19 protein-coding genes are annotated in these 24,108 nt (G+C 69.3%); 9 read left to right on the top strand and 10 right to left on the bottom strand.

The genetic code is table 11. From position 1 onward, the window contains the following. Positions 1 to 13 precede the first annotated feature (13 nt). The 4 genes from AC3RJ8_RS04655 (at position 14) to AC3RJ8_RS04640 (ending at position 5,258) form a co-directional block, all read left to right on the top strand. Positions 14 to 2,098, top strand: coding sequence for an acyltransferase family protein (locus AC3RJ8_RS04655; RefSeq protein ID WP_489714771.1), 2,085 nt, complete (start codon positions 14 to 16; stop codon positions 2,096 to 2,098). Positions 2,099 to 2,335: 237 nt separating this feature from the next. Continuing rightward, entirely contained in the window at positions 2,336 to 3,085 is a 750-nt protein-coding gene (locus tag AC3RJ8_RS04650) for a hypothetical protein (protein ID WP_489714770.1), read from the top strand. Then, a complete protein-coding gene (locus tag AC3RJ8_RS04645; RefSeq protein ID WP_489714769.1) occupies positions 3,082 to 4,137 on the top strand; it encodes an ATP-grasp fold amidoligase family protein in 1,056 nt (351 codons plus the stop codon). The genes AC3RJ8_RS04650 and AC3RJ8_RS04645 overlap by 4 nt, the downstream gene beginning before the upstream one ends. A gap of 50 nt (positions 4,138 to 4,187) precedes the next feature. Next, the gene (locus AC3RJ8_RS04640; RefSeq protein ID WP_489714768.1) at positions 4,188 to 5,258 is read left to right on the top strand and encodes an ATP-grasp fold amidoligase family protein; all 1,071 of its coding nucleotides are present in this window, start codon (positions 4,188 to 4,190) and stop codon (positions 5,256 to 5,258) included. Positions 5,259 to 5,267: 9 nt separating this feature from the next. Here AC3RJ8_RS04640 and AC3RJ8_RS04635 read toward each other — a convergent pair whose 3' ends face one another. The 6 genes from AC3RJ8_RS04635 to AC3RJ8_RS04610 form a co-directional block, all read right to left on the bottom strand. Further along, positions 5,268 to 7,484 (bottom strand): CDP-glycerol glycerophosphotransferase family protein, encoded by a 2,217-nt coding sequence (locus AC3RJ8_RS04635; RefSeq protein WP_489714767.1) that lies wholly within the window; start codon positions 7,482 to 7,484, stop codon positions 5,268 to 5,270. Positions 7,485 to 7,496: 12 nt separating this feature from the next. Continuing rightward, entirely contained in the window at positions 7,497 to 8,756 is a 1,260-nt protein-coding gene (locus tag AC3RJ8_RS04630; RefSeq protein WP_489714766.1) for a nucleotide sugar dehydrogenase, read from the bottom strand. A 62-nt stretch (positions 8,757 to 8,818) separates the two neighbouring features. Continuing rightward, positions 8,819 to 10,582: a CDP-glycerol glycerophosphotransferase family protein gene (locus tag AC3RJ8_RS04625; RefSeq protein WP_489714765.1), complete on the bottom strand. Its 1,764-nt coding sequence runs from the start codon at positions 10,580 to 10,582 to the stop codon at positions 8,819 to 8,821. A 693-nt stretch (positions 10,583 to 11,275) separates the two neighbouring features. Further along, positions 11,276 to 12,586 (bottom strand): sulfate adenylyltransferase subunit CysN, encoded by a 1,311-nt coding sequence (cysN, locus tag AC3RJ8_RS04620; RefSeq protein WP_489714764.1) that lies wholly within the window; start codon positions 12,584 to 12,586, stop codon positions 11,276 to 11,278. Between the two features lie 3 nt (positions 12,587 to 12,589). Continuing rightward, positions 12,590 to 13,492 (bottom strand): sulfate adenylyltransferase subunit CysD, encoded by a 903-nt coding sequence (gene cysD, locus AC3RJ8_RS04615; protein ID WP_489714763.1) that lies wholly within the window; start codon positions 13,490 to 13,492, stop codon positions 12,590 to 12,592. Further along, entirely contained in the window at positions 13,489 to 14,388 is a 900-nt protein-coding gene (locus tag AC3RJ8_RS04610; RefSeq protein ID WP_489714762.1) for an inositol monophosphatase family protein, read from the bottom strand. The genes cysD and AC3RJ8_RS04610 overlap by 4 nt, the downstream gene beginning before the upstream one ends. Positions 14,389 to 14,562: 174 nt before the next feature. On the opposite strand from AC3RJ8_RS04610, the gene AC3RJ8_RS04605 reads away from it, so the two are divergent. Continuing rightward, the gene (locus AC3RJ8_RS04605) at positions 14,563 to 15,516 is read left to right on the top strand and encodes a sulfite exporter TauE/SafE family protein (RefSeq protein WP_489714761.1); all 954 of its coding nucleotides are present in this window, start codon (positions 14,563 to 14,565) and stop codon (positions 15,514 to 15,516) included. Continuing rightward, positions 15,513 to 16,748, top strand: coding sequence for an adenylyl-sulfate kinase (gene cysC, locus AC3RJ8_RS04600; RefSeq protein WP_489714760.1), 1,236 nt, complete (start codon positions 15,513 to 15,515; stop codon positions 16,746 to 16,748). Before AC3RJ8_RS04605 ends, cysC begins: the two co-directional genes overlap by 4 nt. Before the next feature lie 13 nt (positions 16,749 to 16,761). Here the strand turns inward: cysC and AC3RJ8_RS04595 are convergent, their stop codons facing one another. From AC3RJ8_RS04595 to AC3RJ8_RS04585, 3 genes are all read right to left on the bottom strand, one after another. Beyond that, entirely contained in the window at positions 16,762 to 17,724 is a 963-nt protein-coding gene (locus AC3RJ8_RS04595) for an ABC transporter ATP-binding protein (RefSeq protein WP_489714759.1), read from the bottom strand. Then, a complete protein-coding gene (locus AC3RJ8_RS04590) occupies positions 17,717 to 18,709 on the bottom strand; it encodes an ABC transporter permease (protein ID WP_489714758.1) in 993 nt (330 codons plus the stop codon). Before AC3RJ8_RS04590 ends, AC3RJ8_RS04595 begins: the two co-directional genes overlap by 8 nt. Positions 18,710 to 18,859: 150 nt before the next feature. Continuing rightward, the gene (locus tag AC3RJ8_RS04585; RefSeq protein ID WP_489714757.1) at positions 18,860 to 19,087 is read right to left on the bottom strand and encodes a hypothetical protein; all 228 of its coding nucleotides are present in this window, start codon (positions 19,085 to 19,087) and stop codon (positions 18,860 to 18,862) included. Positions 19,088 to 19,114: 27 nt separating this feature from the next. On the opposite strand from AC3RJ8_RS04585, the gene AC3RJ8_RS04580 reads away from it, so the two are divergent. Next, complete coding sequence (locus tag AC3RJ8_RS04580; RefSeq protein WP_489714756.1) at positions 19,115 to 20,095, top strand: CDP-glycerol glycerophosphotransferase family protein; 981 nt, start codon at positions 19,115 to 19,117, stop codon at positions 20,093 to 20,095. 50 nt (positions 20,096 to 20,145) lie between these two features. On the opposite strand, the gene AC3RJ8_RS04575 is transcribed toward AC3RJ8_RS04580, so the two are convergent. Further along, positions 20,146 to 21,612 (bottom strand): glycosyltransferase, encoded by a 1,467-nt coding sequence (locus AC3RJ8_RS04575; RefSeq protein ID WP_489715575.1) that lies wholly within the window; start codon positions 21,610 to 21,612, stop codon positions 20,146 to 20,148. Positions 21,613 to 21,792: 180 nt separating this feature from the next. Here AC3RJ8_RS04575 and AC3RJ8_RS04570 point away from each other — a divergent pair, with 180 nt between their 5' ends. Together AC3RJ8_RS04570 and AC3RJ8_RS04565 are read left to right on the top strand one after the other, a co-directional pair. Beyond that, entirely contained in the window at positions 21,793 to 22,821 is a 1,029-nt protein-coding gene (locus AC3RJ8_RS04570) for a hypothetical protein (RefSeq protein WP_489714755.1), read from the top strand. Next, a complete protein-coding gene (locus tag AC3RJ8_RS04565; protein ID WP_489714754.1) occupies positions 22,818 to 24,050 on the top strand; it encodes a DUF6716 putative glycosyltransferase in 1,233 nt (410 codons plus the stop codon). Before AC3RJ8_RS04570 ends, AC3RJ8_RS04565 begins: the two co-directional genes overlap by 4 nt. Positions 24,051 to 24,108 lie beyond the last annotated feature (58 nt).

Genomic DNA, 24,108 nt, shown 5'->3' with positions numbered 1-24,108 from the left:
GGACCCTAGAGACTTGACCAGCAGCGACACCAGTGCGGGACCTGCCAAGGAGCGACCGTCCGCCGTCTTCCGTCCCGACATCGAGGGCATGCGCGCCATAGCCATCGGGCTGGTCCTCGTCTACCACGCCGGGGTTCGGCAGCTGCCCGGTGGGTTCGTGGGCGTCGACGTCTTCTTCGTCATCTCGGGCTTCCTCATCACCGGACTACTCATCCGGGAGCTCGAGCGCACGGGCCGGATCTCACTTTCGCGGTTCTACGCGCGGCGCGCCAAGCGCCTCCTTCCCGCGACGGGTCTCGTGCTCGTCGCCACCGCCGCCCTGACATGGTGGACGGTCTCCGCGGTCGACTGGCGAGCTTTCGGCGGCGACATCGTCTCCGCCGCGCTCTACGTGGTGAATTGGCGGCTCGCCGACCGCAGCGTCGACTACCTTGCGGAGGACATCGGCGCCTCACCGGTCCAGCATTTCTGGTCCTTGGCGGTGGAGGAACAGTTCTACATCGTCTGGCCGCTGCTGATCGTCGCCCTGGCGTGGTGGCTGCGCCGCCAGGGGCACCTGAGGTTCCGACCGGCGCTTGCGGCCGGCATCCTGGCCGTGATCGTGCCCTCACTCGCCTACTCCGTATACCTGACGACGAACAGCCCCGCCACCGCGTTCTTCGTCACCCCCACGCGCCTGTGGGAGCTGGGGATCGGAGCCTTGGTCGCCATCGGAACCGCGACCTGGCAGCGCTTGCCCCGCCCGACTTCGATCGCGCTCGGCTGGGCGGGGTTCGCTGCGGTGGTGGCGAGCGGGTTCGTGTTCTCCACCAGCACCCCGTGGCCTGGCTATGCGGCACTCCTGCCGACTCTGGGGACCGCGGCGATGATCGTCGCCGGCCATACCTCGGGTCGCGGCGGGGTGGCAGGCATCCTCTCCTGGCGTCCCGCCGTATGGATCGGTGGCCTGTCCTACTCGCTCTACCTGTGGCACTGGCCCCTCGTCGTCGCGGCGACCGCCTACTGGGGCGATCTCGGCGCACGTCGAGGCCTGCTGGTCGTCGCCGCCTCGTTCATCCCGGCCTACCTTTCGTACCGATTGGTCGAGAACCCTGTCAGGTTTGCGCCGGCCCTGAAGTCCAATCGGCTGAGCCTGTCCGTCGGCGCGAACTTCACGGCCGTAGGTGTGGTTGCCGGACTGGTGCTCGTCCTCCTCGTCCCGTCGAGTAGCGGTGGCGGTGGCGACCGGCAGGCACCGGGAGCGTCCGCGATCGGGTCCGGCGCCGAGCCTGCGCCGGGTACCACCGCCAGCCTCGCTGACGTCGGCTGGTTCGTCCCGGACGCCGTGACCGCCGTCGACGATGTGCCTCCGTATCCACGCGAGTGTCAGGTCGACCAGGAATCCGCTGACCCGGTCCGTTGCGACTGGGGCGACACCGACGGCAGCCTCACGGTCGCCGTGGTCGGCGACTCGAAGATCATGCAGTACTACACCCCCCTCGACGAGATCGCCCGCGAGGAAGGCTGGCACATCGTGTCGTACACCAAGTCCGCGTGCGGCTTCCACGACGGGATGCAGGTCAACAAGGGTGAGCCGTACGAGTCCTGCGCCGCATGGAACGACGCCGTCTTCGACAAGCTGATCGAGCTGAGGCCAGATCTCGTCCTCACGTCGCAACGCCCCAACGATGCCATGGCCGACCTCGACGATGTTGAGAGCCGTTCTGTCGATGCCATGGTCGACGCGATGGTCCGGCGGTGGACCGCGCTCACCGAGACCGGCACGCCCCTGGTCGTGCTGCTGGACAATCCGAACCCCAGCATGGCGGTCTACGAGTGCATCGCAGACAACCCCGACAACCTGGCGGAGTGCACTTTCGACCTACAGCACGGCATCAGCCGGAGCGGCGCCTTCGCCCAACAGCCAGCCGCTGACGAGGTGGACGGTGTCCACACCGTCGATCTGCGGTCCGAGATCTGTCCGGACGATCCTTGCGTTCCGATCATCGGCAATGTCTTGCTCTACCGCCAGACATCGCACCTTACGGACACGTATGCGCTCACGCTGATCGATCAACTGCGCGACTCCCTAGTAACCGTCGTCGACGAGGTCGCCTGAGGCAGACGGCCCCGTCATGAGGCTGGAGCAGGCCCGGCCACGAAACATGGTCGAGCTCCCCCCAGCACGGTGACGCTCTGTGCAATGATGCCCATTACGAACTGGAAACACGCGAGGTGGTCAGTGCCCATCAGAAAGCCCACACTTCTGCACAGGCTCACGTCTCGTTGGTGGCCCGACGTCGCCCCCGGTGCTACTGCCGCGGATAGCGTCCAGGAACCAGCGTCCCCGACCGTCATGGAGGAACTCCGCGCCGCCGAACGGGAGCTCGAGGCGCTCGAAATCGAGAAGAAGGCCATCGGCGCAGAACGGCGCCGCCTGCAGAAAGTCTTGGGCGAGCGTGCCGGCCTGCGCCTCATGCCCCTGTCCCGAGTCGAGAAGACCAACGGCACTCCGAGTTTCGTCGCCGGAGCCCGGCTCATACAGCGAATTCACCGTCGCGCCGAGAATCCCCGAGACGGACTCGACGGAGCTGGGGCGATCTTCTCCGACCAGAAGCGCACCGAAATGTTCGCCGCGTCACACGGGATTCCGTTCGATCGGTCCGCACCAACGTCAGCACGGCGCATTATTGTCCACGCGTTCAAGGGCGAGGTCGGTCTCGTCGAGGTGCGGGATCATGGCGGAGCGCGACATTTCGACGCCACGATGAAGGACCTCGGTGACGTTCGATCGGCTGTCCTGTACCGCCAGGACATCGCGGCACCCAGCTCGGCAACACAGATCTGCACCTGGTCCGAGGAACTTTCGCGGAGCATCCCCAGACCCTACGTCCAACTCTTGTGGTCAGAGAACGACGGTCGCGCCTCCCTGCATGGTGTTGACGTCGACCCCGAACGGATACCGGTCCTCGTCGACCGCTGGGACAGGCAACTCGGCCGGCTCTTCGACAGCGCCCACGCCCGCATGCTGCTGCAGCCCTATCATCAGGGCGCGCTCGACAACAGGGTGCCCGGCGGAACCTTCGATCCTGAGGACCCCGCGTGAGCGCGACCAGGTCCAAACCAACTGCGGACGAAGAGCTCCGTGCCCAGCTAGCAAGGGCGCGGCGACGCATCGAGCGTCGGCGACGGCAGATCGAAACTTTGAAGGCTCAAGTCGTCATCCTGTCCGAAGAGGTCAGGTCCCCCCTGGAACGCACGGTCGCTGCCGCTGCGGATCCTGAGACCACCCTGGGAGTGCCTTCCTACGCTTTGGCGGCCCGAATGCACCGGCGACACAACACGACCGGCGTGAACCTCGGCGAAGGCCTACGGGAACCTATTCTGCAGCTCTACACGAAACTGACTGCGCAGCGCTTCGCCGCCGCGCACGGTGTCCGGGTGCCAGCTGTCCTGGGGCGATGGCCCGATCCCGATGGGATCGACTGGGACTCACTGCCTGATCGAGTCGTCGTCAAGAGCAACATCGGCGGCGGTGGAGTCAACGTCTTCCCACTCGTGCGCGACGGCGACAACTACATCGACATGCTGACGGGTGAGCTGACGTCGCGAGAAGAGATCACTCAGAAGCTTTGGATCAAGCACGAGGAGCGTTCCTTCTACTTCGCCGAGGAGTTCCTCGTCGCCAGAGGGACTGGAAACAACTCCATGCCGAACGACGTGAAGGTCTTCTGCTTCTATGGCGAGCCGATGTACCTCGAAGTCCGAACCGGCGACTGGTCGCGTGCACGAGACGTCACCTCTCAGGTGAGGACGTTCACGGCGGACGGGACGGAATTATTCAACGTCAGAGCCCTCATTGATGTCGGTCACGATCTTCAGAAGCCGGGGAGTTTGGAGGAGATCGTACTTGCAAGCGCTCGCCTTTCCCGGGCCATTCGACGACCGCTGGAGCGGCTGGACTTCTTCGAGACCGACGATGGGCTCGTCTTCGGTGAGGTCACGCAGAATCCTGGGCACCTGCCCGCGCTCGTACCGGAGTGGGATCACCGGCTCGGCAATGCCTACGAGGACGCCTACGCCCGCCTGCTGAGCGACCTCGCAGCGGAAGGTGCGCTCGGGGTCACGTACGGTGAGACCGAGCCCGCCATTCGGTAGCACGGTCCGCAGGCGGACAGCGACCAGATCCGGACGGTAGGAGCCCGACCATGGCGAGAGAACCTCTCTCGGAATCGCCCGTCGAGGCACGACGCAACCTGAAGCGCGTCCGGGCCATGATCGATCGACGACAAGCCCAGGTGCACCACGTCACGGCGCAGGTCATCATCCTGCGTGAGGAGCTCAGGTCCCCGCTGGAACGAACCATCGAGGCTGCCGAGGACCCAGAGACCTTCCTCGGCAGGCCCTCCTACCTGCTCGCTGGGCGTATGCACCGTCGCCACTCCACCGACGGCATCAATGCTCGAGAAGGGCTCGATGAACCCGTCGATCAATTCCTCGACAAGAGAGCCGCTCAGAGGTTCGCAGCGCGCCATGGCGTCCGTGTCCCACAGACGCTCGGCGAATGGGGGGACCCCAGTGCCGTCGACTGGACCGCCATGCCCGAAGGGTTCGCGCTCAAGAGTACCCGCGGCGGTGGAGGCTTCAACGTCTTTCCCCTCTTGCGCCGTTCCGACGGGATCTACACCGACTTGCTGACCAACGAACAGACCACTCCCGAGGCGGTCACCCAGCAGCTCTGGAAGACCCATCGCACGACGTCACACTACTTCGCCGAGGAGCTCCTGACGGCACAAGGCTCCGCGCCGGGCACGATACCGAACGATATCAAGGTCCATTGCCTCTACGGCCGCCCCGTGTATCTGGAGGTACGTACCGGTTCGTGGTCCCGGGCGAAGAAGACGAAGAACGTCCGGACGCGAATGCGGGCCTTCGACGCCAGCGGTAGCAAGCTTGTCGACGTTCGCGCACTCGTCGACCATGATTCCGGGCTTCCGACACCCCGGAGGCTCAACACGGTCCTCGACGTTTGTGCCCGACTCTCGGGCTCCATCCGCCGGCCGATGGAGCGCATTGATGTCTTCGAGACCGACGAGGGCATCGTCTTCGGCGAGATCACGCCGTCGCCGGGTGCCATTCCAGCTCTCGTGCCGGAGTGGGACGAGCGGCTCGGAGAAGAGTACGAGGGCGCCTACAGCAGGTTCGTCTCCGACCTCGTCGCTGACGGCGGTCTCCGTGTGCTGCACGGCGAGACCGCTGTCACGAGCGACGAGGCGTGAGCCAGGACGTCATCGACGAGCATGCCGGCGTCGCAGCTCGTCGACCGACGCGACGGTCCGCGTGCAGTTCTCCGTGTCACGGAACGTGAACGTCGCATCGACGCGGGCGAGGTAGTAGGGGTCGGGTCGGCACTCGCGAGCGATGAGCTCCTCGACCGCATCGAGCGTCTCGTCCAGCGTGCGGACCACCGGCCCAAAACCATCACGTTCGTAATCGAACCAGGAAGGCGAGGCATGCTTCGTCTCGAAATCCTCCTCGTCGAACCGAGCATAGATGATCGGCGTACCGACGTACGCGACATCAAAATGCACCGACGAGTAGTCCGTGATGAATCCGTCGCAGCCACGGAGGAGGTCCTGGAGGTTGACTGCATTCGCGTCGGCAACATCGATGCGGGAGCCAGCGACGCTAACACCGTCGAAGCGGGACGCCATGTTGTAGTGCGGGAGGAACGTGAGTCGGTAGTCGTGTTTCTCTAGCATGTCATGCAATCGCTCGCTGCCGAGGAAATCGAGCATAAATCGCTGGTACAGGGAACCCTCGTATCCGACGTCGCCCTCCTTCGCACCGTCAAGAACCTTCGAGACCAGGTACTTGCGCCACGTGGGCATGAAGAGCAGGGTCCGGCTCGGTGGCGTCGGCGTCAGCGCGTCGAACCGCGGCATCCCTACCTCGACGAGTTGGTGGTCGTATCCGGACGCATGGCGCAACGCCTCCGTCTCGCGGGGCATCGCCGTGAGGCACAGGTCGTATCCGGTCGTCCCTCGCTTCACAGCATTCGGGCTCAGATGCACGCCGTGCTTGAGATACACGCGGGTGGCCCCGACCCGCCAGACCAGGTGGCGTGTGTAGCTACCAGGATTCCACGTCGACGGGATCAGATAACGAATCGAGTAGGCATTGGCCAGGACCGAGGCATGGAGCATCAGCAACTGGTGTTTCCAGGATGAGTGCTCGACCACGTTGCCGATATCCGCGACGCGTCCGTACTGGGGGCTCGACTTATCGATAACGTAGTAGACGGACCTGTCTGGGTTGTGCTGGCGCATGTGCCGGAAGAGGTGGATCCCATTGTCTTGTGCGGTATCCGTCCGTTCACCGATCAGCCAGATCTCTTTCCGGGCAAAGAAGACCTGCGTCAGCAGTCGCACCAACCGGAGCCGTCGCATCTGAAGGCGTCGGCGTCCGCGGACGATGAACCCAACATCCTTCCGAAAGAGGGTCGCCGCCCAACGCAGACGCGCCTTTCGTCCGCTGCCCAACTGCGACGTAATGTAGGAGGAAAGGCCTCTGCCAGTGGTGTGCAAGAGGTACCGCACCACGGCGGGTGCCGCGACATCATCGCCTGACTGTGGCACCTGCATCTCGACCGTCCGTGCACTGATCAGCGCACCCCGCCGTGGGCGGAGGTTGCGCCGGAGGCGCAGCTGAGGAAACTCCGTGTCGAGCTCGATCACGATCCTGTAGTGCCCGCTATCGGCGGCGCCGAGATCGAGTCGCGCCGTGAGCTCTTCCCAGCGTTCGTCGCCGCGCGAGTCGATCCTCCGAGCCAACGCTGTGGGCTCGGACTGGACAACGTCACCTTCTGGACTGGTCAAGACGAACCGGTACCGCCACGGTGGCGTTGTCATTCCTGGGACGAACTGCGCCGCCAAATAGCTGAGCAGCACGATGTCGCCATCTTCTGGGTCAACCGCCTCAAGAAGCGGGGTGGCGGCAGAAAGAGAAAGCCGACCGAGGAAGTCAGCCAACGGCGAGCCCTTCAGGACGGAGTGCTCGCCAAGTACGTGGTGAACGTACCGGGCGGCGACCTGCTTGATCCCGTACTCGCTCCAGATGAGCACTGGTACTTCGGCGGGGAGGTCGACCGTATCGAGCCGCCCGATCGAACGCAGGACCCTGCGCGCCCACGACGCCATCTTTGACGAACGTGAGACTCTCGCGACGGAAACGTAGCGCGTCTCAGGGTCGACCACCAAGTTGCTCGCCGCGTCGACCAGATCGGACTCCAGGTCCGAGGCTGCCACGACTCTCCGTACGTCCGGGATGCCAGAGAGGCACTCTTCCGTCTCGACGCTCGGTGCGTGGACAATTGTTACGCCAACCTCGTTCAGGCCCGGTACCGACCGGATCATCGTCAAGGCACCGGGCATCTCCCGACACGACGCTTCGTCCACGACGAGGACGAGCGAGAGGTTTGCAGGGGCCACATCGATGTCGGTCACCAGCAGTACCCCTCAAAGCCGAACGGCGCGCGCATCCTTCGATGCACCCTTGGTGTCGAAGAAGCGCTGCGACTGGGCGACCAGCGCGTCGACCTCGTACGCCGTGTGGTCCTGGACGAGTATGACGAGGTCAGCCTCTCGGACCGACGTCTCGAGGTCGTCGACTCGCGTCAGCACGGTGCCGTCCACGTTCCACTCCTCCACGGCCGGGTCGTGATAAAGCACGTCCGCTCCACTGGCAAGCAGGGCATGGGCCAGAGGGATCGCCGGCGACTCGCGCTGGTCGGCGATGTCACGCTTGTAGGTGACGCCGAGCAGGAGAACCTTGGAGCCACGCAGCGCCTTGGAGTCCTCGTTGAGCGCGTCCTGCGCACGGCGAGCCACGTACGACGGCATCGTCGCGTTGATCTCCTGGGCGAGCTCGACGAAGCGGAACGGGTAACCAAGACGCGAGCGCACGTTGTGGCTGAGGTAGTTTGGGTCGATCGGGATGCAGTGCCCACCCACGCCCGGGCCCGGGTAGAACGCCTGGAAGCCGAACGGCTTAGTCTTCGCCAGGTCGATGACGTCCCACAGGTCGATGTCGAGCTCGTGGCAGAAGCGCGCCATCTCGTTGACCAGCGCGATGTTGATGTGCCGGTAGGTGTTCTCCAGCAGCTTGGCCGTCTCGGCCTCCCGGGCACCCTTTGCCTCGACGACGGTGTCGACGAACCGGCCGTAGAGTTCGGCGGCACGACGCGTCGCGGCCTCGGTGGTACCGCCGACGACCTTGGGCGTGTTCTTCATGCCGTAGACCGCGTTGCCCGGGTCGATGCGCTCGGGCGAGTAGGCGAGCAGGAAGTCCGTCTCGGAGCTCAGGCCCCCCTTCTCCAGGAGCGGGCGCAGCACCTCCTCCGTCGTGCCTGGGTACGTCGTCGACTCGAGGACGACCAGCATCCCCGGGCGGAGCACCTCTGCAGCCGTGCGGGTGGCGGACACCACAGCGCCCAGGTCCGGGCCGCCGTCCGGGCTCAGCGGCGTCGGCACGCAGATGACCACCGCGTCGGTGTCACGGATGTCGTCGACGGTGGAGGTCGCCGCGAACCCTGCGTCTAGCATCTCCTGGACATCCGCGTCCGAGAGGTCGTCCACGTGGGACTTCCCGGAGTTCAGACCGTCGATGATCCGAGGGCTCACGTCGAACCCTCGGACCTTGAGGCCGGCTCGAACGGCTTCCTGCGCCAGCGGGAGGCCCACGTATCCGAGTCCGACAACAACGAGGTCAAGCGCCATTTCTTGCTCCAGTCCTTAAAGGTAGGTATCTGTCTCTGCGAGGCCAGGCGTGATCTGCCCGTTCACGAGGTCGGGTCGTGGGCCCGCTGCTCCGGCACTCCGCGCCGGTCCTGCAGGCGCCACCACTGCACCCTTGGCCCACCGGCTCTGCGGACCGACGCCGCGACGCGCTCACAGTTCCGGCGGTCATGGTAGCGAACCATGCTCGCGGCACGGTCTGCGTACTCCGGCCGCATCACCGAGCCTGCGGCCATCAGGTTCACGACCTCGTCGACGAGCGGGGCGACGTCCGCGAGGATCGGCCCCGGCAGGTCCTGCTCGAGGTCCAGGTGCGAGCCTTGCGGTCCGAAGAACCGCTCCTGGTCGAACTGGTAGTAGACGACCGGGCGTCGTTGGAGCGCGAAATCGAAACCGACCGACGAGTAGTCGGTCACGAGCACGGCGTGCTCGCGCAGGAGTGTTTGGACATCCGCGTCTCCCTGGCGCAGCACACGCACGCCAGGCGCATCGAGGAGGTCGGTGTAGTGACGCATGTTGGGATGCAGGATGAGAGTCACTTCCAACCCGCCCTCCATCGCCGCGACCAGCCGAGGATGAGTGAGGAACCCCTGCCACCGGTCGCGGTACTCGCTCGACGCGAAGGCGTCGCGGTGCCCCAGCCACTCCCGCCAGGTGGGGATCACCAGCAGGCCGGAAGGCGGGTCGTCCACGGGTGCCAGCAGCTGGTCGAAGCGCGGCAGACCGGTCACCCGGACCTGAGCAGGTCGGTACCCGAACTCGTCGACGACGAGCTGGCGTTCACGGTCTGAGCTGACGTGGAAGCGGTCGGTGGAGAAACCCGGAGCGAAACGGCCGTAGTTGGCCACCATGTTCTTCGTTCCCGAGATGCCGTGCCGCAGGAAGACACGGACGCCGCGGGCACCGGCGACCACCCGGGGGTCCCGAGAGGGCAGCAGGTACTCCGCGTGGTGGGTGCCGACCAGCCGGCTTGCAAGGAAAGCCACCCGTACGTGCTCCCGGGAGTTCCGGAGAACGACGTTGCCCAGGCCTTCCAGACGCCGCCGATCAGGCGAGTCCCGATCGATCACGTAATACGCCCGGCGGCGGGGGTGGTGCTCGCGGAGCCAGCGGAAGAAGTGGTACCCGTTGTCCTGGGCCTTGTACGGCAGCTCCCCGATCAGCCAGATGCCGAGAGCCGGCCGGACCAGTGGGAGCCACCGCGCGCAGCGGGTCCAACGCCTCAGAGATCGATGGACGTCCGGGCTCATCCGCTCTACGCGGAACGACCTGTTGGCGCCACGGAACGTCGTGTACGGAACGAGCTGGACCAGCCCGTCGTCGGAGCGAGCCGGACCCCACGGAGCGGTCCGATCGCCTGCGGCAGACTTGATGCGCGAGGTCTGCACCTCGCCGTTCTCGTCCTCGACCTCGAGGTAGAGGTCGAGCATCTCGTCGCGAGCGTCGAGCTGCGGCACGACGACGTCGAGGTCGAACGTGATGGACGCCGATTGGACGAACCGTCCGTAACCTGTGCGCGACCGCTCGGGGTGGTCGACGGGCACGCCGGCGAACTCGTGGCGACTCTCGCTCTCCCTCGACACCGCGACGACGCGAACGGTGGCCGCGCGTCTGTCCCCGCCGCGCAGATCGACGTCGAACCCCAGCGCCTCCGTCTCGGGTCGCTCCCCGACCTCGACGTCGAACCGGCGTCGGTGGGGTTCACCGAACGAGATGGCGAGGTTGCCGTTCTGCGTGACGACGATCCTCTCCAGGCCTGTCGTGCCGCTCGGTGCCGGATGGCGGACGGTATCGGTGAACTTGCCCAAGCGAAGAGGCGCCGACTCGGCCGGACTCCCCGACGGGCGGCCGTCGTCGATCGGCACGAGGTGCATCCAGAGGTCGGCAACATCGCCCGTACCGGCCGCCAGGCGGCGCAACTGGGCAAGTGGGAGGGCGGCGACCACCGAGTTCCTGTCCTCGACACTCGTCCTCACCACCGACCCGCTCTCCCGGAGAACGGCCGAGACCTCGTCGACGCGCCAACCCGTCTGCACGTAGTCGATGGTGAGGTGCAATGCCTCGTCCGTGAGGGTGAGCTCAACGCTACGCCGGCGCGAGCTTGAGGCGTCCGTCGTACCAGGACGCACCTTCTGCGGCGCACGTCGCCCCACGAGGTGCTGAATCGACTGACGCAGCCGGCCGAAGACGGACACGCTCACGACGGGCCGCGAACGGTCCCGAGCGCCCAGGAATGGTGCTGCGCCTTCGACGTGCTGCCAGCCAGCCGGGCGTCGCGACGGTGATCTGCGCACCGCGCCGAGCCAGTCATCCTCAACCTCTCTCTCGTTCACCCACAGTTACCGGGCGGTTCATCATAGTGCGCCGAATCGGGTCGTCTGCACCACCACGACAGGACGGACCCCTTGCTCTATTCCCGTCAGTTTCACGGCGGGAATAGAAGCAAGGGGTCCGTGGCGGTAGCCGGCGCGCCCGATCGAACTCAGCTGCAGCGTTCGACCTCAGGCGCTGTGTGGCAGGCCGCCGACCATGCCGGCGGCGACCGTCTTGTTCGTGGACTCGTCGACCAGGATGAACGACCCGGTCTCCGGGTTCTGCTGGTAGGGGTCGACGAACAGCGGCTGCGTGACCCGGAGCTGGATGCGACCGATCTCGTTGAGCTTGATCTCGGTGACGTCCTCGTCCCGGTGCAGCGTGTTGACGTCCACCCGGTAGTTGATGTTCTTCACCATGGCACGCGCCCAGCGTGTCGTGTGCTTGATCGCGTACTTCTTGCCCACCGTCAGCGGCGACGTCTCGTCCATCCAGCAGATCTGCGCGTCGATGTTCTGCAGGGCGGCCGGCGTGTTGTTCGGACGGGCGATCATGTCGCCCCGGGAGATGTCGATCTCGTCGGCCAGGCGCACGGTGACCGCCATGGGCGGGTAGGCCTCCTCGACCGGGCCGTCCGCGGTGTCGATCGACTCGATCGTCGTCTCCAGCCCGGCCGGTAGCGCCACCACCTTGTCGCCCGGCTTCATGACGCCGGACGCGACGGTGCCCGCGTAGCCGCGGTAGTCGCGGGCCTCGTGGGACTGCGGCCGGATCACGTACTGCACCGGGAAGCGGACGTCCACCAGGTTGCGGTCCGAGGCGACGTGCAGCCGTTCGAGGTGGCTCAGCAGCGGCGACCCCTCGTACCACGGCGTGTTCTCGGAGCGGTTGACGACGTTGTCGCCCTCCAGCGCGGAGATCGGGATGAACGTCAGGTCCGGCACACGCAGTCGCGAGGCGAACTCCGTGAAGTCCCGGCGGATGCCCTCGAAGACCTCCTCCGAGTAGTCCACGAGGTCCATCTTGTTGACGCACACCACGATGTGCGGCACGCCGAGCAGCGTCGCGAGGAACGTGTGGCGGCGCGACTGCTCGATGACGCCCTTGCGCGCGTCCACGAGGATCAGCGCGACGTCCGCCGTCGAGGCGCCCGTGACCATGTTGCGGGTGTACTGGATGTGGCCCGGGGTGTCCGCGATGATGAACTTGCGCTTCGGCGTCGCGAAGTAGCGGTAGGCGACGTCGATCGTGATGCCCTGCTCGCGCTCGGCGCGCAGGCCGTCGGTGAGCAGCGAGAGGTCGGTGTAGTCGTTGCCGCGGTCCTTGGAGACGCTCTCCACGGAGTCGAGCTGGTCCTCGAAGATCGTCTTCGAGTCGAACAGCAAGCGGCCGATGAGGGTCGACTTGCCGTCGTCGACCGATCCCGCCGTCGCGAAGCGCAGCAGGTCGGTGGAGCCGTCGGTCAGGGCCTCGGCCAGGTTCTCGGTCGTGGTGCTCATGGCTTAGAAGTAGCCCTCTCGCTTGCGGTCCTCCATGGCGGCCTCGCTCACCTTGTCGTCGCCACGCGTGGCGCCGCGCTCGGTGATGCGCACCGCGGCGGTCTCCTCGACGATGGCGGTCAGGGTGGTGGCCTCGGACTCGACGGCTGCCGTCAGGTTGGCGTCGCCCACGGTGCGGTAGCGCACCGAGCGCTTCTCGGACGTCTCGCCGTCCTTGAGCGGCGTGAACTCGTTGACGGCGAACAGCATGCCGTCGCGGTTCACGACCTCGCGCTCCTGGGCGAGGTACAGGTCCGGGATGTCGATGCACTCGGCGGCGATGTAGGACCAGATGTCCAGCTCGGTCCAGTTCGACAGCGGGAACACGCGGATCGACTCGCCCTGGTGGACCCGGCCGTTGTACAGGCTCCAGATCTCCGGGCGCTGGTTCTTGGGGTCCCACTGGCCGAAGTCGTCGCGGAAGGAGAAGACGCGCTCCTTGGCGCGGGCCTTCTCCTCGTCGCGCCGACCACCGCCGAACGCCGCGTCGAAGCCGTGCTTCTCGACGGCCTCCAGCAGCACGGGCGTCTGGATCCGATTGCGCGAGCCGTTCGGCTCCTCCTTCACCAGGCCGCGGTCGATGGCGTCCTGGACGGACGCGACGACGAGCTGGATGCCGAGCCGCTCGACCCACCGGTCGCGGCAGTCGAGCACCGTCTGGAAGTTGAGGCCCGTGTCGACGTGCATGATCGGGAACGGGATCCGCGCCGGCGCGAACGCCTTGGCCGCCATGTGCAGCATGACGATCGAGTCCTTGCCGCCGGAGAACAGCAGCACGGGCCGCTCCATCTCGGCGACCACCTCGCGGATGATGTGGATGCTCTCCGCCTCGAGGCTGCGGAGCTGGCTCAGGACGTGGGACGTCACGACTGGGCACCTTCCTTGATCGCCACGCCGACTCCCTGGAGCGCCGCGCGCAGGTGCGCGGCCAGGGCCGGGTGGCAGACGAACAGATCGGGGAGCCAGGGATCCTGGCGGTTGTACTCGAGCGGGGTGCCGTCGAGCCTCGTGCAGTCGTAGCCGGCGGCGAGCGCGACCGCGACCGGTGCCGCGGAGTCCCACTCGTACTGGCCACCGCCGTGCACGTAGGCGTCGACCGTACCGTCCACGACGGAGACGACCTTCACCCCGGCCGATCCCATCGGGACCAGCTCGACGTCGTCCCGCCGGGCCAGCTCGGCGACGAACGCGGGCGGGCGGCTGCGGCTCGCCGCGATGCGCAGCGGCCGCTTCCCCGCCAGCACGGCACGCGCCTCGTCATCCTGTGTTGCCGACGACGACGGCGCACCGGTCGTGTGCACGATGCCCCGGGCCGGCAGGGCCACCGCACCGGCGGCCAGGCCGCCGGGACCCGCCGTGCCGTCGGCGGTCCCCCGGTTCCACAGGGCGACGTGCACGGCGAAGTCATCGCGCCAGGGTGCACCACCCGGGTGAACGTCCGCCGAACGTTCCGCGAACTCCCGGGTGCCGTCGAGCGGGTCGATGATCCAGACACGGTCCGCCGCGGTGCGGGCGGCGTCGTCCTTCGCCTCCTCGGACAGGACGGCGTCGTCGGGGCGCGCGTGGGCCAGCGCGGCGGCGAGCCACGACTGGGCCGCGGCGTCCCCCGCGTCCTTGAGATCTCGCGGTTCGAACGCCTCGGCAGTGTTGTCCACCTCGGCACGGAGAGCGAGCAGCACGGACCCCGCCCCCTCGGCGAGCGCGGCCGCGAGCGCGGCGTCGTCGAGCGCCGGTTCGGGGAGGACCGGGGTGGTCGTGGTCATCGAGTTCCTCGGTGTCTCGGGTGGTGGCGCACATCGGCTCTGAGCCGTCGCTGAGGCTACCATTTCGACCATGCCTGCCACCCTGGTCCACCGACTGCCGAGACTCGCGCGAACCGGCGCCGTCCCGTGTTGTCGCCGCACGGGCCCCCGCCCCGCCGGTGGTGGCGGCGCGGCATGATCGACATCGACCCCGGCCTGATCGTCGGAGGTCTGCTGGTCGGCTTCATCGTGGGGCTGACCGGGATGGGCGGCGGCGCCCTCATGACCCCCATGCTGATCTTCGTCTTCCGCGTCGACCCGCTCGTCGCGGTCTCCAGCGACATCGTGGCGAGCCTCTTCATGAAGCCCGCGGGCGCGGTCGTGCACCTGCGGCGGCGCACCGTGAACCTCCAGCTCGTGCTGTGGCTGTGCATCGGCTCGGTGCCCGCCGCGTTCTGCGGGGTCTTCATCATCCGGGCACTGCCGTTCGGGGACTCGCTCGACGAGGCGCTGCAGGTGATCCTCGGCGTCGCCCTGCTCATGGCCGCCACCATGCTGGTCGTCCGCGCGGCCCTCGGCATGGTCCAGCACCGCCGCGCGCTCGGCGAGGGCCCCACCCGGCCCACGAACGCCCAGGTCGTCGTCCGCAAGGTCCCCACGGTGCTCCTCGGCGTCGTCGCCGGCCTCATGGTCGGGATGACGTCGGTGGGATCGGGTTCGATCATCATCGTCGCGCTGCTCATGCTCTACCCGGCGCTCAAGGCCTCGAACCTGGTGGGCACGGACCTCGTCCAGGCCGTCCCCCTGGTCGCGGCGGCCTCGCTCGGCCACCTGCTGTACGGGGAGTTCTCGCTCGCGCTGACCACGTCGCTCCTCATCGGTGCGATCCCTGGTGCGTGGTTCGGCGCCCAGGTCTCCAGCCGCGCCCCCGGCGGGCTCATCCGCCGCGCGCTGGCCATCCTGCTGCTCGCCTCCGGGCTGAAGCTCCTCGGCGCCTCCGTCGCCGTCGTCGCCGGCGCCGCGGTCGCCGCCCTGGTGCTCGGCAACCTCGCCTGGGTGGTCGTGCGCGAGCAGCTCAAGAAGCGTCCGCTCCCGCCGACGCCCCGCGAACCGGCCACGGCCACCAAGGACGGCACCGAGAGCCCATGAACCTCCCCCCGAGCACCCACGTCCTGACGGCCGACGAGCTCGACCTGCTCGAGCTCCACCTCGGTGGCGGCACCCCGACGATGCCGCTGCCCGGGACCGCCGAGCCCCCGGCCACGCTGACCGACGCCGAGAACACGCCGCTCGCCGTCCTGGACGCGGACGGGCACGCCGTCCCGGTCAAGCCGCTCGCCCGGGCCGCCGGACCGCACTGGGACCCGAGCCTGCGACGACCGGCCCACGACGTCCGCGACGGCGTCCGCCGCACCGTCGGCCCCGACGCCGACGTCCTCGCCGTGGTGGTCGAGGAACCGCCCACCCGTGACGAGCTCGCCGCGCTCGCGGACCTCACGGCCGGAGCGGCCGCCGTCGTCGTCCTGGCTCCCGCCGCACGGCGCCCGCCGCGGCCCGGCACCCTCGGCGGGCCCGGTCTGGCCCGCGCCGCCACCGTCGTGCGCGACGCGCTGCCCGCCCCGGTGGCGGGACGCAGCACCGCCGCCGTCGTCCCCTGGCCGACGGCGGCGCCCGGCGCGACCGAGCTGACCTGGGACCAGGTCGCCGCGGCCTACGGGGCGGACCGGGCGGTCCGCCTCGCCGACCACCGCGCCGCGGCCACGCGCGAACGCCTCGCCCGCCTGGACGGGCTCTGGGCCACCGAGGTGGACGCGCTGTTCCCCGACGCCGTCGCCGCGGAGGTCACCCGTGCCGCACAGGGCGCCCGCCAGGAGGGCACCGTCGTGTTCTTCACGGGCCTGTCCGGCTCCGGCAAGTCGACCGTCGCCCGTGCCCTGGCGGCCGAGCTCGACGACGAGGGCCGGCACACCACGCTGCTCGACGGCGACGAGGTGCGCCAGCACCTGTCCCAGGGGCTCGGGTTCGACAAGGCGTCGCGCGAGCTGAACGTCGAGCGGATCGGCTACGTCGCCTCCCTGGTCGCCTACCACGGCGGCATCGCCGTCGCGGCGCCCATCGCGCCGTTCGCCAGCGGGCGCGCCCGCGTGCGAGAGCTGGCGGAGGCCGCCGGGCGCTTCGTGCTCGTGCACGTCTCCACCCCGCTCGAGGTGTGCGAGGCCCGCGACCGCAAGGGCCTCTACGCCAAGGCGCGCGCCGGCGAGATCGGCGAGTTCACCGGGATCTCCTCCCCCTACGAGGAGCCCGACGACGCCGACCTCGTCGTCGACACGTCGGTGACGTCCGTCGAGGACGCCGTCGCCCAGGTGCGCGCGCTCCTCTGACGCGGCGGGCGCCCTACTTCTTCTTGTCGTCGCCGCCGTTGCGCCGGCGACGCGCGCCGCCGGCGCGACCCCCCGACCGCGCCTGGCGGTGCGCCCGGACGAACTGCCGGTAGGCCGCCGTGACCTCCTCGACCGGCCCGTCCATGACGAGCTTGCCCTGGTGCATCCACAGCACCCGGGTGCACATGGCCTCGATGGTCGTGATCGAGTGGCTCACGAGGAACACCGTGCCCGCCTGCTGGCGGACCTCCTCGATCCGCGCCTTGGACCGCGCCTTGAAGGCAGCGTCGCCCGTGGCCAGCGCCTCGTCCACCATGAGGATGTCCGGGATCGCGGCCGAGCTGATCGCGAACCGCAGGCGCGCGGCCATGCCCGAGGAGTACGTCTTCATGGGCAGGTCGACGAAGCTGCCGATGTCGGCAAACTCCACCACCTCGTCGAACTTCTCGTCGATCTGCTTGGGCGTCATCCCCAGGGCCAGACCACCGATCTCGATGTTCTTCGCCCCGGTCATCTGCGGCATCAGCGCCGCGTTGACGCCCAGCAGCGCCGGCTCGCCGTCGACGAAGACCGACCCCGAGTGCGGCGGGATGAGCCCCGTCACCGCCCGTAGCAGCGTCGACTTGCCGGAGCCGTTGATCCCGACGATGCCGATGGACTCGCCGTGCCGCGCCGTGAACGACACACCGCGCACCGCGTGCACCTCGCTCACCGCCCCGACGTGCTGGCGCCCAGCGCCGAGCAGCCGCTTGACGAGCGGCTTCTTCTTCGGTGCCGCCGCCTGCACGTGCGCACCGGACTTCTCCGCCCGCTCGCGGCTCTTGCCGCCGAACACGCGGAACACGATGTGCAGGTCGTCCACGACCAGGCACGGGTCGCCCAGCGGGATCGCGCCCGCGTGCTCCCCGGCGTCGTCCTCGTCGACCTCCAGGTCGAAGTCGAGGTGCGCGTCCGCCTCGGTCACGTCGTCAGTCACGTCCGTACCTCTCCTCACCGCGCCAGAAGATGATGAACCCGGCCACGAAGAACACGATCGCCCACACGACGCCGAGGATCCACATGAAGGGGTCCTGCACGAACGCGTCCTCGTTCATCAGCGACGAGCGCCCCAGGTAGAGGTAGACGGCGATCGGCTGGTACTCCAGGATCGGGCCCAGCCACACCTGGATGGCGTCGGGCAGCTCGTTGACGTACCGCACCACCGGGAAGATGACACCCGAGCCGTACATGGCGAACCGCAGGACGAACGAGATGACGTTGTCCAGGTCCGGGGTGATGGCCACCGCCCGCGCCATGACGAAGGCCAGCCCCATGTTGAAGATCCACAGCAGCGCCACGGCCGGGATGAGCAGCAGCCACTGCCACGTGACCGGTACGGCGTCGTACTCGGGGAAGTATCCCGAGGCCCACACGATGACGGCCATGACGACCAGCGCCGGGATCAGCGTGGTCAGGTGCGACATGACGTTCGAGATCGGCAGCACCGCCCGCGGGAAGTGCAGCGAGCGGATGAGATTGGTGCGCTTCGCGATCGACTGGGCCCCGCCGTTGACGGACTGCTCGACGAACCGGAACAGGAACACGCCGATCACGATGAAGGCGATCGTGTTCTCCACCCCGCGGCTCACGTCGAGCAGCACCCCGAAGATGAGCACGTAGACGGTCGCGTTGAGGATCGGGTTGAGGACCGCCCAGAGCTGCCCGAGGTACGTGTTCTGGTTGCGCGCGTAGGCGGTCGCGGTGCCGAGCACCCGGATGAACGCCCACCGGGAGGCGACGTCCTTGACGTACGGCCACAGCGGAGGGCGCACGCCCATCTTGGTCAGGCCGTATCGTTCGGCCAGAGCAAGGCGCTCGGCCGACGACGTCTCCGGCACGATCGGGTCCGGTGGTTCCGGAGCTGCGGGTCGCTCGCCGCCCGGCGAGGCCGCACCCGCGGCCGGGGTCTTCTCAGAGGTCACGGTGGGTTGCGAACCTGTCCTTCAGGGGGGGATCCGACCGCATGATCCTACCCACAAGGTGAGATACTGAGCGCCGTATCGTTCGAACGCGACCGACTCCCGGAAGGGCCCATGCCGAGGACCGCAGCCGCATACCGTCGCTCTTTCACGTCAAAGACTGCCGACGTCATCCTCCAGGTCGGGTCCCGCGTCAAGCGTGCACTGTACGCTGCCGCCGATCAGCAACCGGACATCGATCCACCGCTTGACGACGTCGCCCGAGCGACGGTCGCGGTGCACTTCGCCGACGCTCCCGCAACGATCTACCAGATCGAACAGTGGCTCCCCGTCCTTGAGAAGGTCGCCGGACGCCACCGGCTCGTCATCGTCACCGGTCACCCCGCAACCACGACTCGGCTGCGCTCGATGACGGCACTGCCGGTCGTGTCCGCGCGCACGATCGACTCCGTTCTCAAGCTGTACGAGCAGATCGGCGTCAAGACCGTGATGTACGTCAACAACGGGATGCGAAACTTCCAGTCGCTGATCTACCAGCGCGCGCTGCACGTGCACGTCAACCACGGCGAGTCCGACAAGGTCTCGATGGTCTCCAACCAGGCCAAGTCCTACGACCGGGTGGTGGTCGCCGGGCAGGCCGCGATCGAGCGGCACCGCCGCGCCCTCATCAACTTCGACGAGGCCCGGCTGGCCGTGTGCGGCCGCCCTCAGCTCGACCTCGACGTCGCCCCGGCGCTGCCCTCCGCTCCAGACGGCGTGCGGACGGTGCTCTACGCCCCCACGTGGTCCGGGGAGAACGACGCCAACAACTACACGTCGCTGGACCGCTACGGCGTCAAGATCGTCCGCGCCGCGCTGGCCCAGGACGGCGTCCGCCTGGTCTACAAGCCGCACCCGCGCGTCATCAACGGCACCGACCCGGCCTGCGGCGCCGCGCACGACGAGATCCTCCACCTCGTCGAGACCGCCAACCACGGTGGCGGCAAGCACCTCATGCCGTTCGACGCCGACCCGCTGGCCGTCTTCGAGGGCGTCGACCTGCTCGTCACCGACATCTCGTCGATCGGGCTCGACTTCCTCTACCTGCACCCCGAGACGCCGATCATCCTCACCGACCGCCGCACGGACCGCACCCGGCTGGTGGCCGAGTCTCCCATCGCCGGAGCGGTCGACGTCGTCGACGGCGACACGGTGGGCACGGTCGCCGACCTCCTGCGGGGCAACCTGGCCAAGGACCAGCGCAGCGACGCCCGGAAGGCCGCCCGCCAGCACTACTTCGGCTTCGAGCGCGGCGAGTCGAGCGCCCGGTTCCTCGACTTCGTCGACGAGTGCCTGCTCGAGCGCGACCGGCTCGTGGGTGCGGTCGCGGCGGCCGACGGCGGGAGCTGACCCGGGTCCGGCCGCGCGGCGGACCGGCTGGACCCGGAACAACGGTCCGGTCAGTCCGCCGTCGCGGTCGTGGCGGTGCGACGGCGCCCCTCGGCGCGCTCCGCCGCCGACCGGAACACCTGCGCCCAGCGTGCCACCACGGCGCCGTCGGCGTACTGCTCCGCCGTCGCCCGGGCCGCGTGCCGCATCCGGCGCACGTCGTCCTCGTCGAGGTTGAACAACCGCTCGATACGGTCCGCGATCCCCTCGACGTCCCCGTCCGGCACGAGGAACCCGTCGACGCCGTCGGTGATGAAGTCCGCCGGACCGTAGCGCACGTCGTAGACGATCGGCAGGCTCCCGCGCGACATGGCCTCCGCCAGCACCAGGGGCAGCCCCTCGCTGCGGCTGGTCAGGAGCAGGTACGACGCCTTGGCCAGCCGGTCGGCGGCGCGGGGGACGTAGCCGTGCAGGCGGACACCGGTGGTCCGGCGTGCCGCCGCCTCCACCTCGGCACGGCGCGGGCCGTCCCCGTAGACGTCGAGGCGCATCCGGGCCCCGGTGCGCTCGGCGGCCAGCGCGTAGCCGGCGACGGCCTGGTCGACCTGCTTGCGGTCGGAGAGCTGGGCGATCACGGCCCCGGCGCCCCGGTCGCGGGCCCGGTCAGGAGCGACGCGCGGGAGGTCGGTACTGTTCGGCACCACGTGGACGTGGTCGCGCGGACCGACCCGCTCCAGCACGTCGCGTCGCTGACCGTCGGTGAGCAGCACCACCGCGTCGAAGTCGTCGAGGTGCCGCACGAGCGCCCTGCGGCTCCCGGACAGCGGGCCCAGCGCGTCGTCGGCGCGGCCGCTCAGGTGAGCCCCGTGGACGACGTGCGCGACCGCCGTGCCGGGCCGCTCCAGCCGGGCGAAGGGGCGGACCATCGACTTGCTGTCGACCACCACGTACGCGGGTCCGGGCGGCAGGATCCCGTCGATCCAGTCGGCGTACAGGCCCCAGATCGACGTCCACCGCCGCCCCGGCCGACCTGCACGGTCGAAGACCCGCACCAGGCGTCCGCGCCGGCGTACCTTCTCCAGGGCCGCGAGCGTGCCGTCGGGACGGTAGTGCCACCGCCGGACCAGCGCGCCGTCGTCGTCGACCTCGGAGCGGGACCGGCGTCCGCCATCGGCGCGGGGGTACGTGCGGGGCTCCGCGCCGGGCGCGACGCCCAGGGCGTCGTCCGGCCAGGCCGCGAGATCCTCCCACAGGTGGTGCAGGGTGACGCCACCGTCGAGCTCGCCCACCTTGCTCAGCCGCGCCCGGGCGCGGGCGGCGTCGAGCGCCGGGTCGAACGTGAGGATCCGCACCGGCTCGCCGGTGTCCCGCGCGAAGGCCCGCGAACGGCGGAGCAACGCCGACGTCATCCCGCCGTAGTCGTCCGGGATCGTCCACGTCACCGCGAGGTGACTGCCGCGGGGCAGCATCGAGCCGGCGGGGGTCGACGGCTTTTCCGTCTCGTGCCCCCGCAGCCTGTCGCGTAGTGCACGGAGCATCGACACCCCATGATGCTAAGACACCCCGGACGCTCGCCGCTGTGCGGACCCACCAGCTCGATCCACCGCCCGGCAGCTGTTCGACAGCCCGTTCGACCGAATGCGCCGCTCGTCGCCTCGTTCATCCGGTGGACACCCACGGGTCGCCCGCAGGACGCCCGGGCGTGCTTCCCTGGACCTGTGAGCGCCCTGGTCGAGTCCCCGCTGCAGCTGCTGTGCGCCGTCGAGGCCCACGCCGCGGGCCATCTGCGCACGTCGTCCGACGACCGGACCCGGGTGGTGGCCCGCGCGGACGTCCCCACGCTGGCCACCGCCGTCGGTACCGTCCGTGACCTCGGGCTGCCCGACGGGCTCGACGTGACGGTCGGTCCCGCCGGGCGGTCTCTCGACGGTGCACCCGTCCACCTGGTCGGCGACCCGTTCTCCGGCGTCTTCCAGACCGCGCTGGCCCGCGCCGGCACCGTGGGGCGGATCGTCGTCGTCGACGACGGCCTGGCCACCCTCGACGTGGCGCGCCGTCTCGTGGACGCCGAGCCCATGGTCCGGCTCTCGACCTCCGCCGGTCCGTTGCGGTACACCCTCGGGACCCTCACGACGCGCCGGCTGCGGCGCCTGGCACGGGCCGGGCGGCTGACCCTGTGCACCATGCTCCCGCTCGACGACGACCTCACCGCCGCGCTCACCGCGCTGGGCGTCGACGTCGTCGAGCACTCGTTCGCCTGGCTCTCGTCGCGGCCCGACGACGGCGCCCCCGCCGAGATCGACGAGCCGACCGTCGTCGTCGGCTCCGGGCTGGTCGCCGACCGGCTCGTCCACGCCGACCAGTACGCGGCCTGGCTGACCGGCCTCGCCGCCGACGGGCCCGTGCGCTACATCCCGCACCGCCGGCACGACCCGCTGGTGACCGCTCTGTTCGAACAACTCCCCGGGGTGCAGGTGGACGCGCCCGGAGCCCCGGTCGAGCTCCGGCTGCGCCGGCTGACCTCCGCCCAGCGAGTCGTGTCCCTGCCGTCGACCTCCGCGGTGACGCTCACCCGGCTGCTGACACCACGCGGCGTCGGCGTGCTGCCGCAGGACGTGCCCGAGGCGTGGTGGACGTCCCGCGCCACCCCCGCGCTGCGCGAGCACCTCGGGCTGGCCGCGGACCTCGCGCGCGGCGCCGACGCCCGCCGCGACGACCGTCGACGCGGCTCCCGATCGGTCGCATGACGCCCGTCCGCGTACTGGCCGTCGCCGACGCCGACTCCTACCTCAAGTGGGCCGCCTGGAGCCTCGCCCGGTTGCGCGACGACGGCGGCGGCGCACCGGCCGTGGACCCCGCCGTCGTCGTCGTCCGCTCACCCCTGGCGCCCAGCACCGAGCAGGCGCACGCGGCGGTGGCCGGGACGGCCCTGAGCCCGCCCGCGGTGCTCTCCCCCGGTGCGCTCGCCCGCCTCGTGGCGACCCGGCGCCCGGACGTCGTCCTGGTGGCGGCCACCGGGCCCGTCGCCGAGCTCGTCGCCCGCCGCGTCCTGCGCGCCGCGCGCGGCGGCCGGCGACCAGCCCTCGTCACCGGCCTGCCCGGCATGGCCCTGCCCGCCACCGAGCGCGGCACCGGGTGGCGGCGCTGGGCCGACGCGTTCGTCGTGCACGGCCGCCGCGAGACCGCCCCCTACGCCACCGCCTTCGCCGCCCACGGCGCCACACCGCGGATCGTGCTGTCCCGGCTGCCGTTCCTCGACGCCGCGAGCGGCCCGACCGCCGAGGCCGGCACCACGGCATCGCCCTCCTCCCCGCAGCGCACCCCCGGCATCCCGCACCGCGTGGTGCTCGCGGCCCAGGCCAAGGTGCCGGCCACGCGCGAGGAGCGGGTCCGGCTGCTCGACGGCCTCGCACGCCTCACCGACGACGGCCTCGAGGTCACCGTCAAGCTGCGGGCCCGCGCCGGGGAGCGCCAGACGCACAACGAGCCGTACCCCCTCGACGCCCTCTGGACCGCCGAGCACCGGCGGCTCGGGCGGACCGCCGACGCGCTGAGCTTCGCCGTCGGCCCCCTGGCCGACCACCTCACACCCGGCACCGCGCTGCTCACCGTCAGCTCGACCGCCGGGCTGGAGTCGCTCGCCCGCGGGCTGCCCACCGTGTTCCTCACCGACTTCGGCGTGGGCCCCGACCAGCTCAACGAGGCCTACGCCGGCTCCGGGTGCCTGCGACGGCTCGACGAGGTCGCCGCCACGCTGCGCACCGGCGGCCCGACGCCGGAGCCCGCCTGGTGCGAGGACGGCTACCTGCACGCCGGTGACGAGCTCGGGCCGGCGGTGCGCGCGCTCGCTGAGCGGTCGCGCGCCGGAACGCTGACGCCGCGGGACGTCGTCGGACCGTGGTCGTGGCCGCGGCACCTGTGGTCCGTCGCGCGGTCCGCGCTGCCCGTGGCGCTCTCCGCGCGCCTCACCCGCTGACCTCCCCGGCCTCGGTGCCGAACAGGACGTTGGTCCCGCTATCGAGCCGAATGCGGGC

The organism is Isoptericola sp. MSGPD8_1_ISO-PGPR-S23-394 (assembly GCF_058072785.1).
Note: the sequence above shows the minus strand (reverse complement) of the source record. Positions and strands in the feature narration are given on the sequence as shown.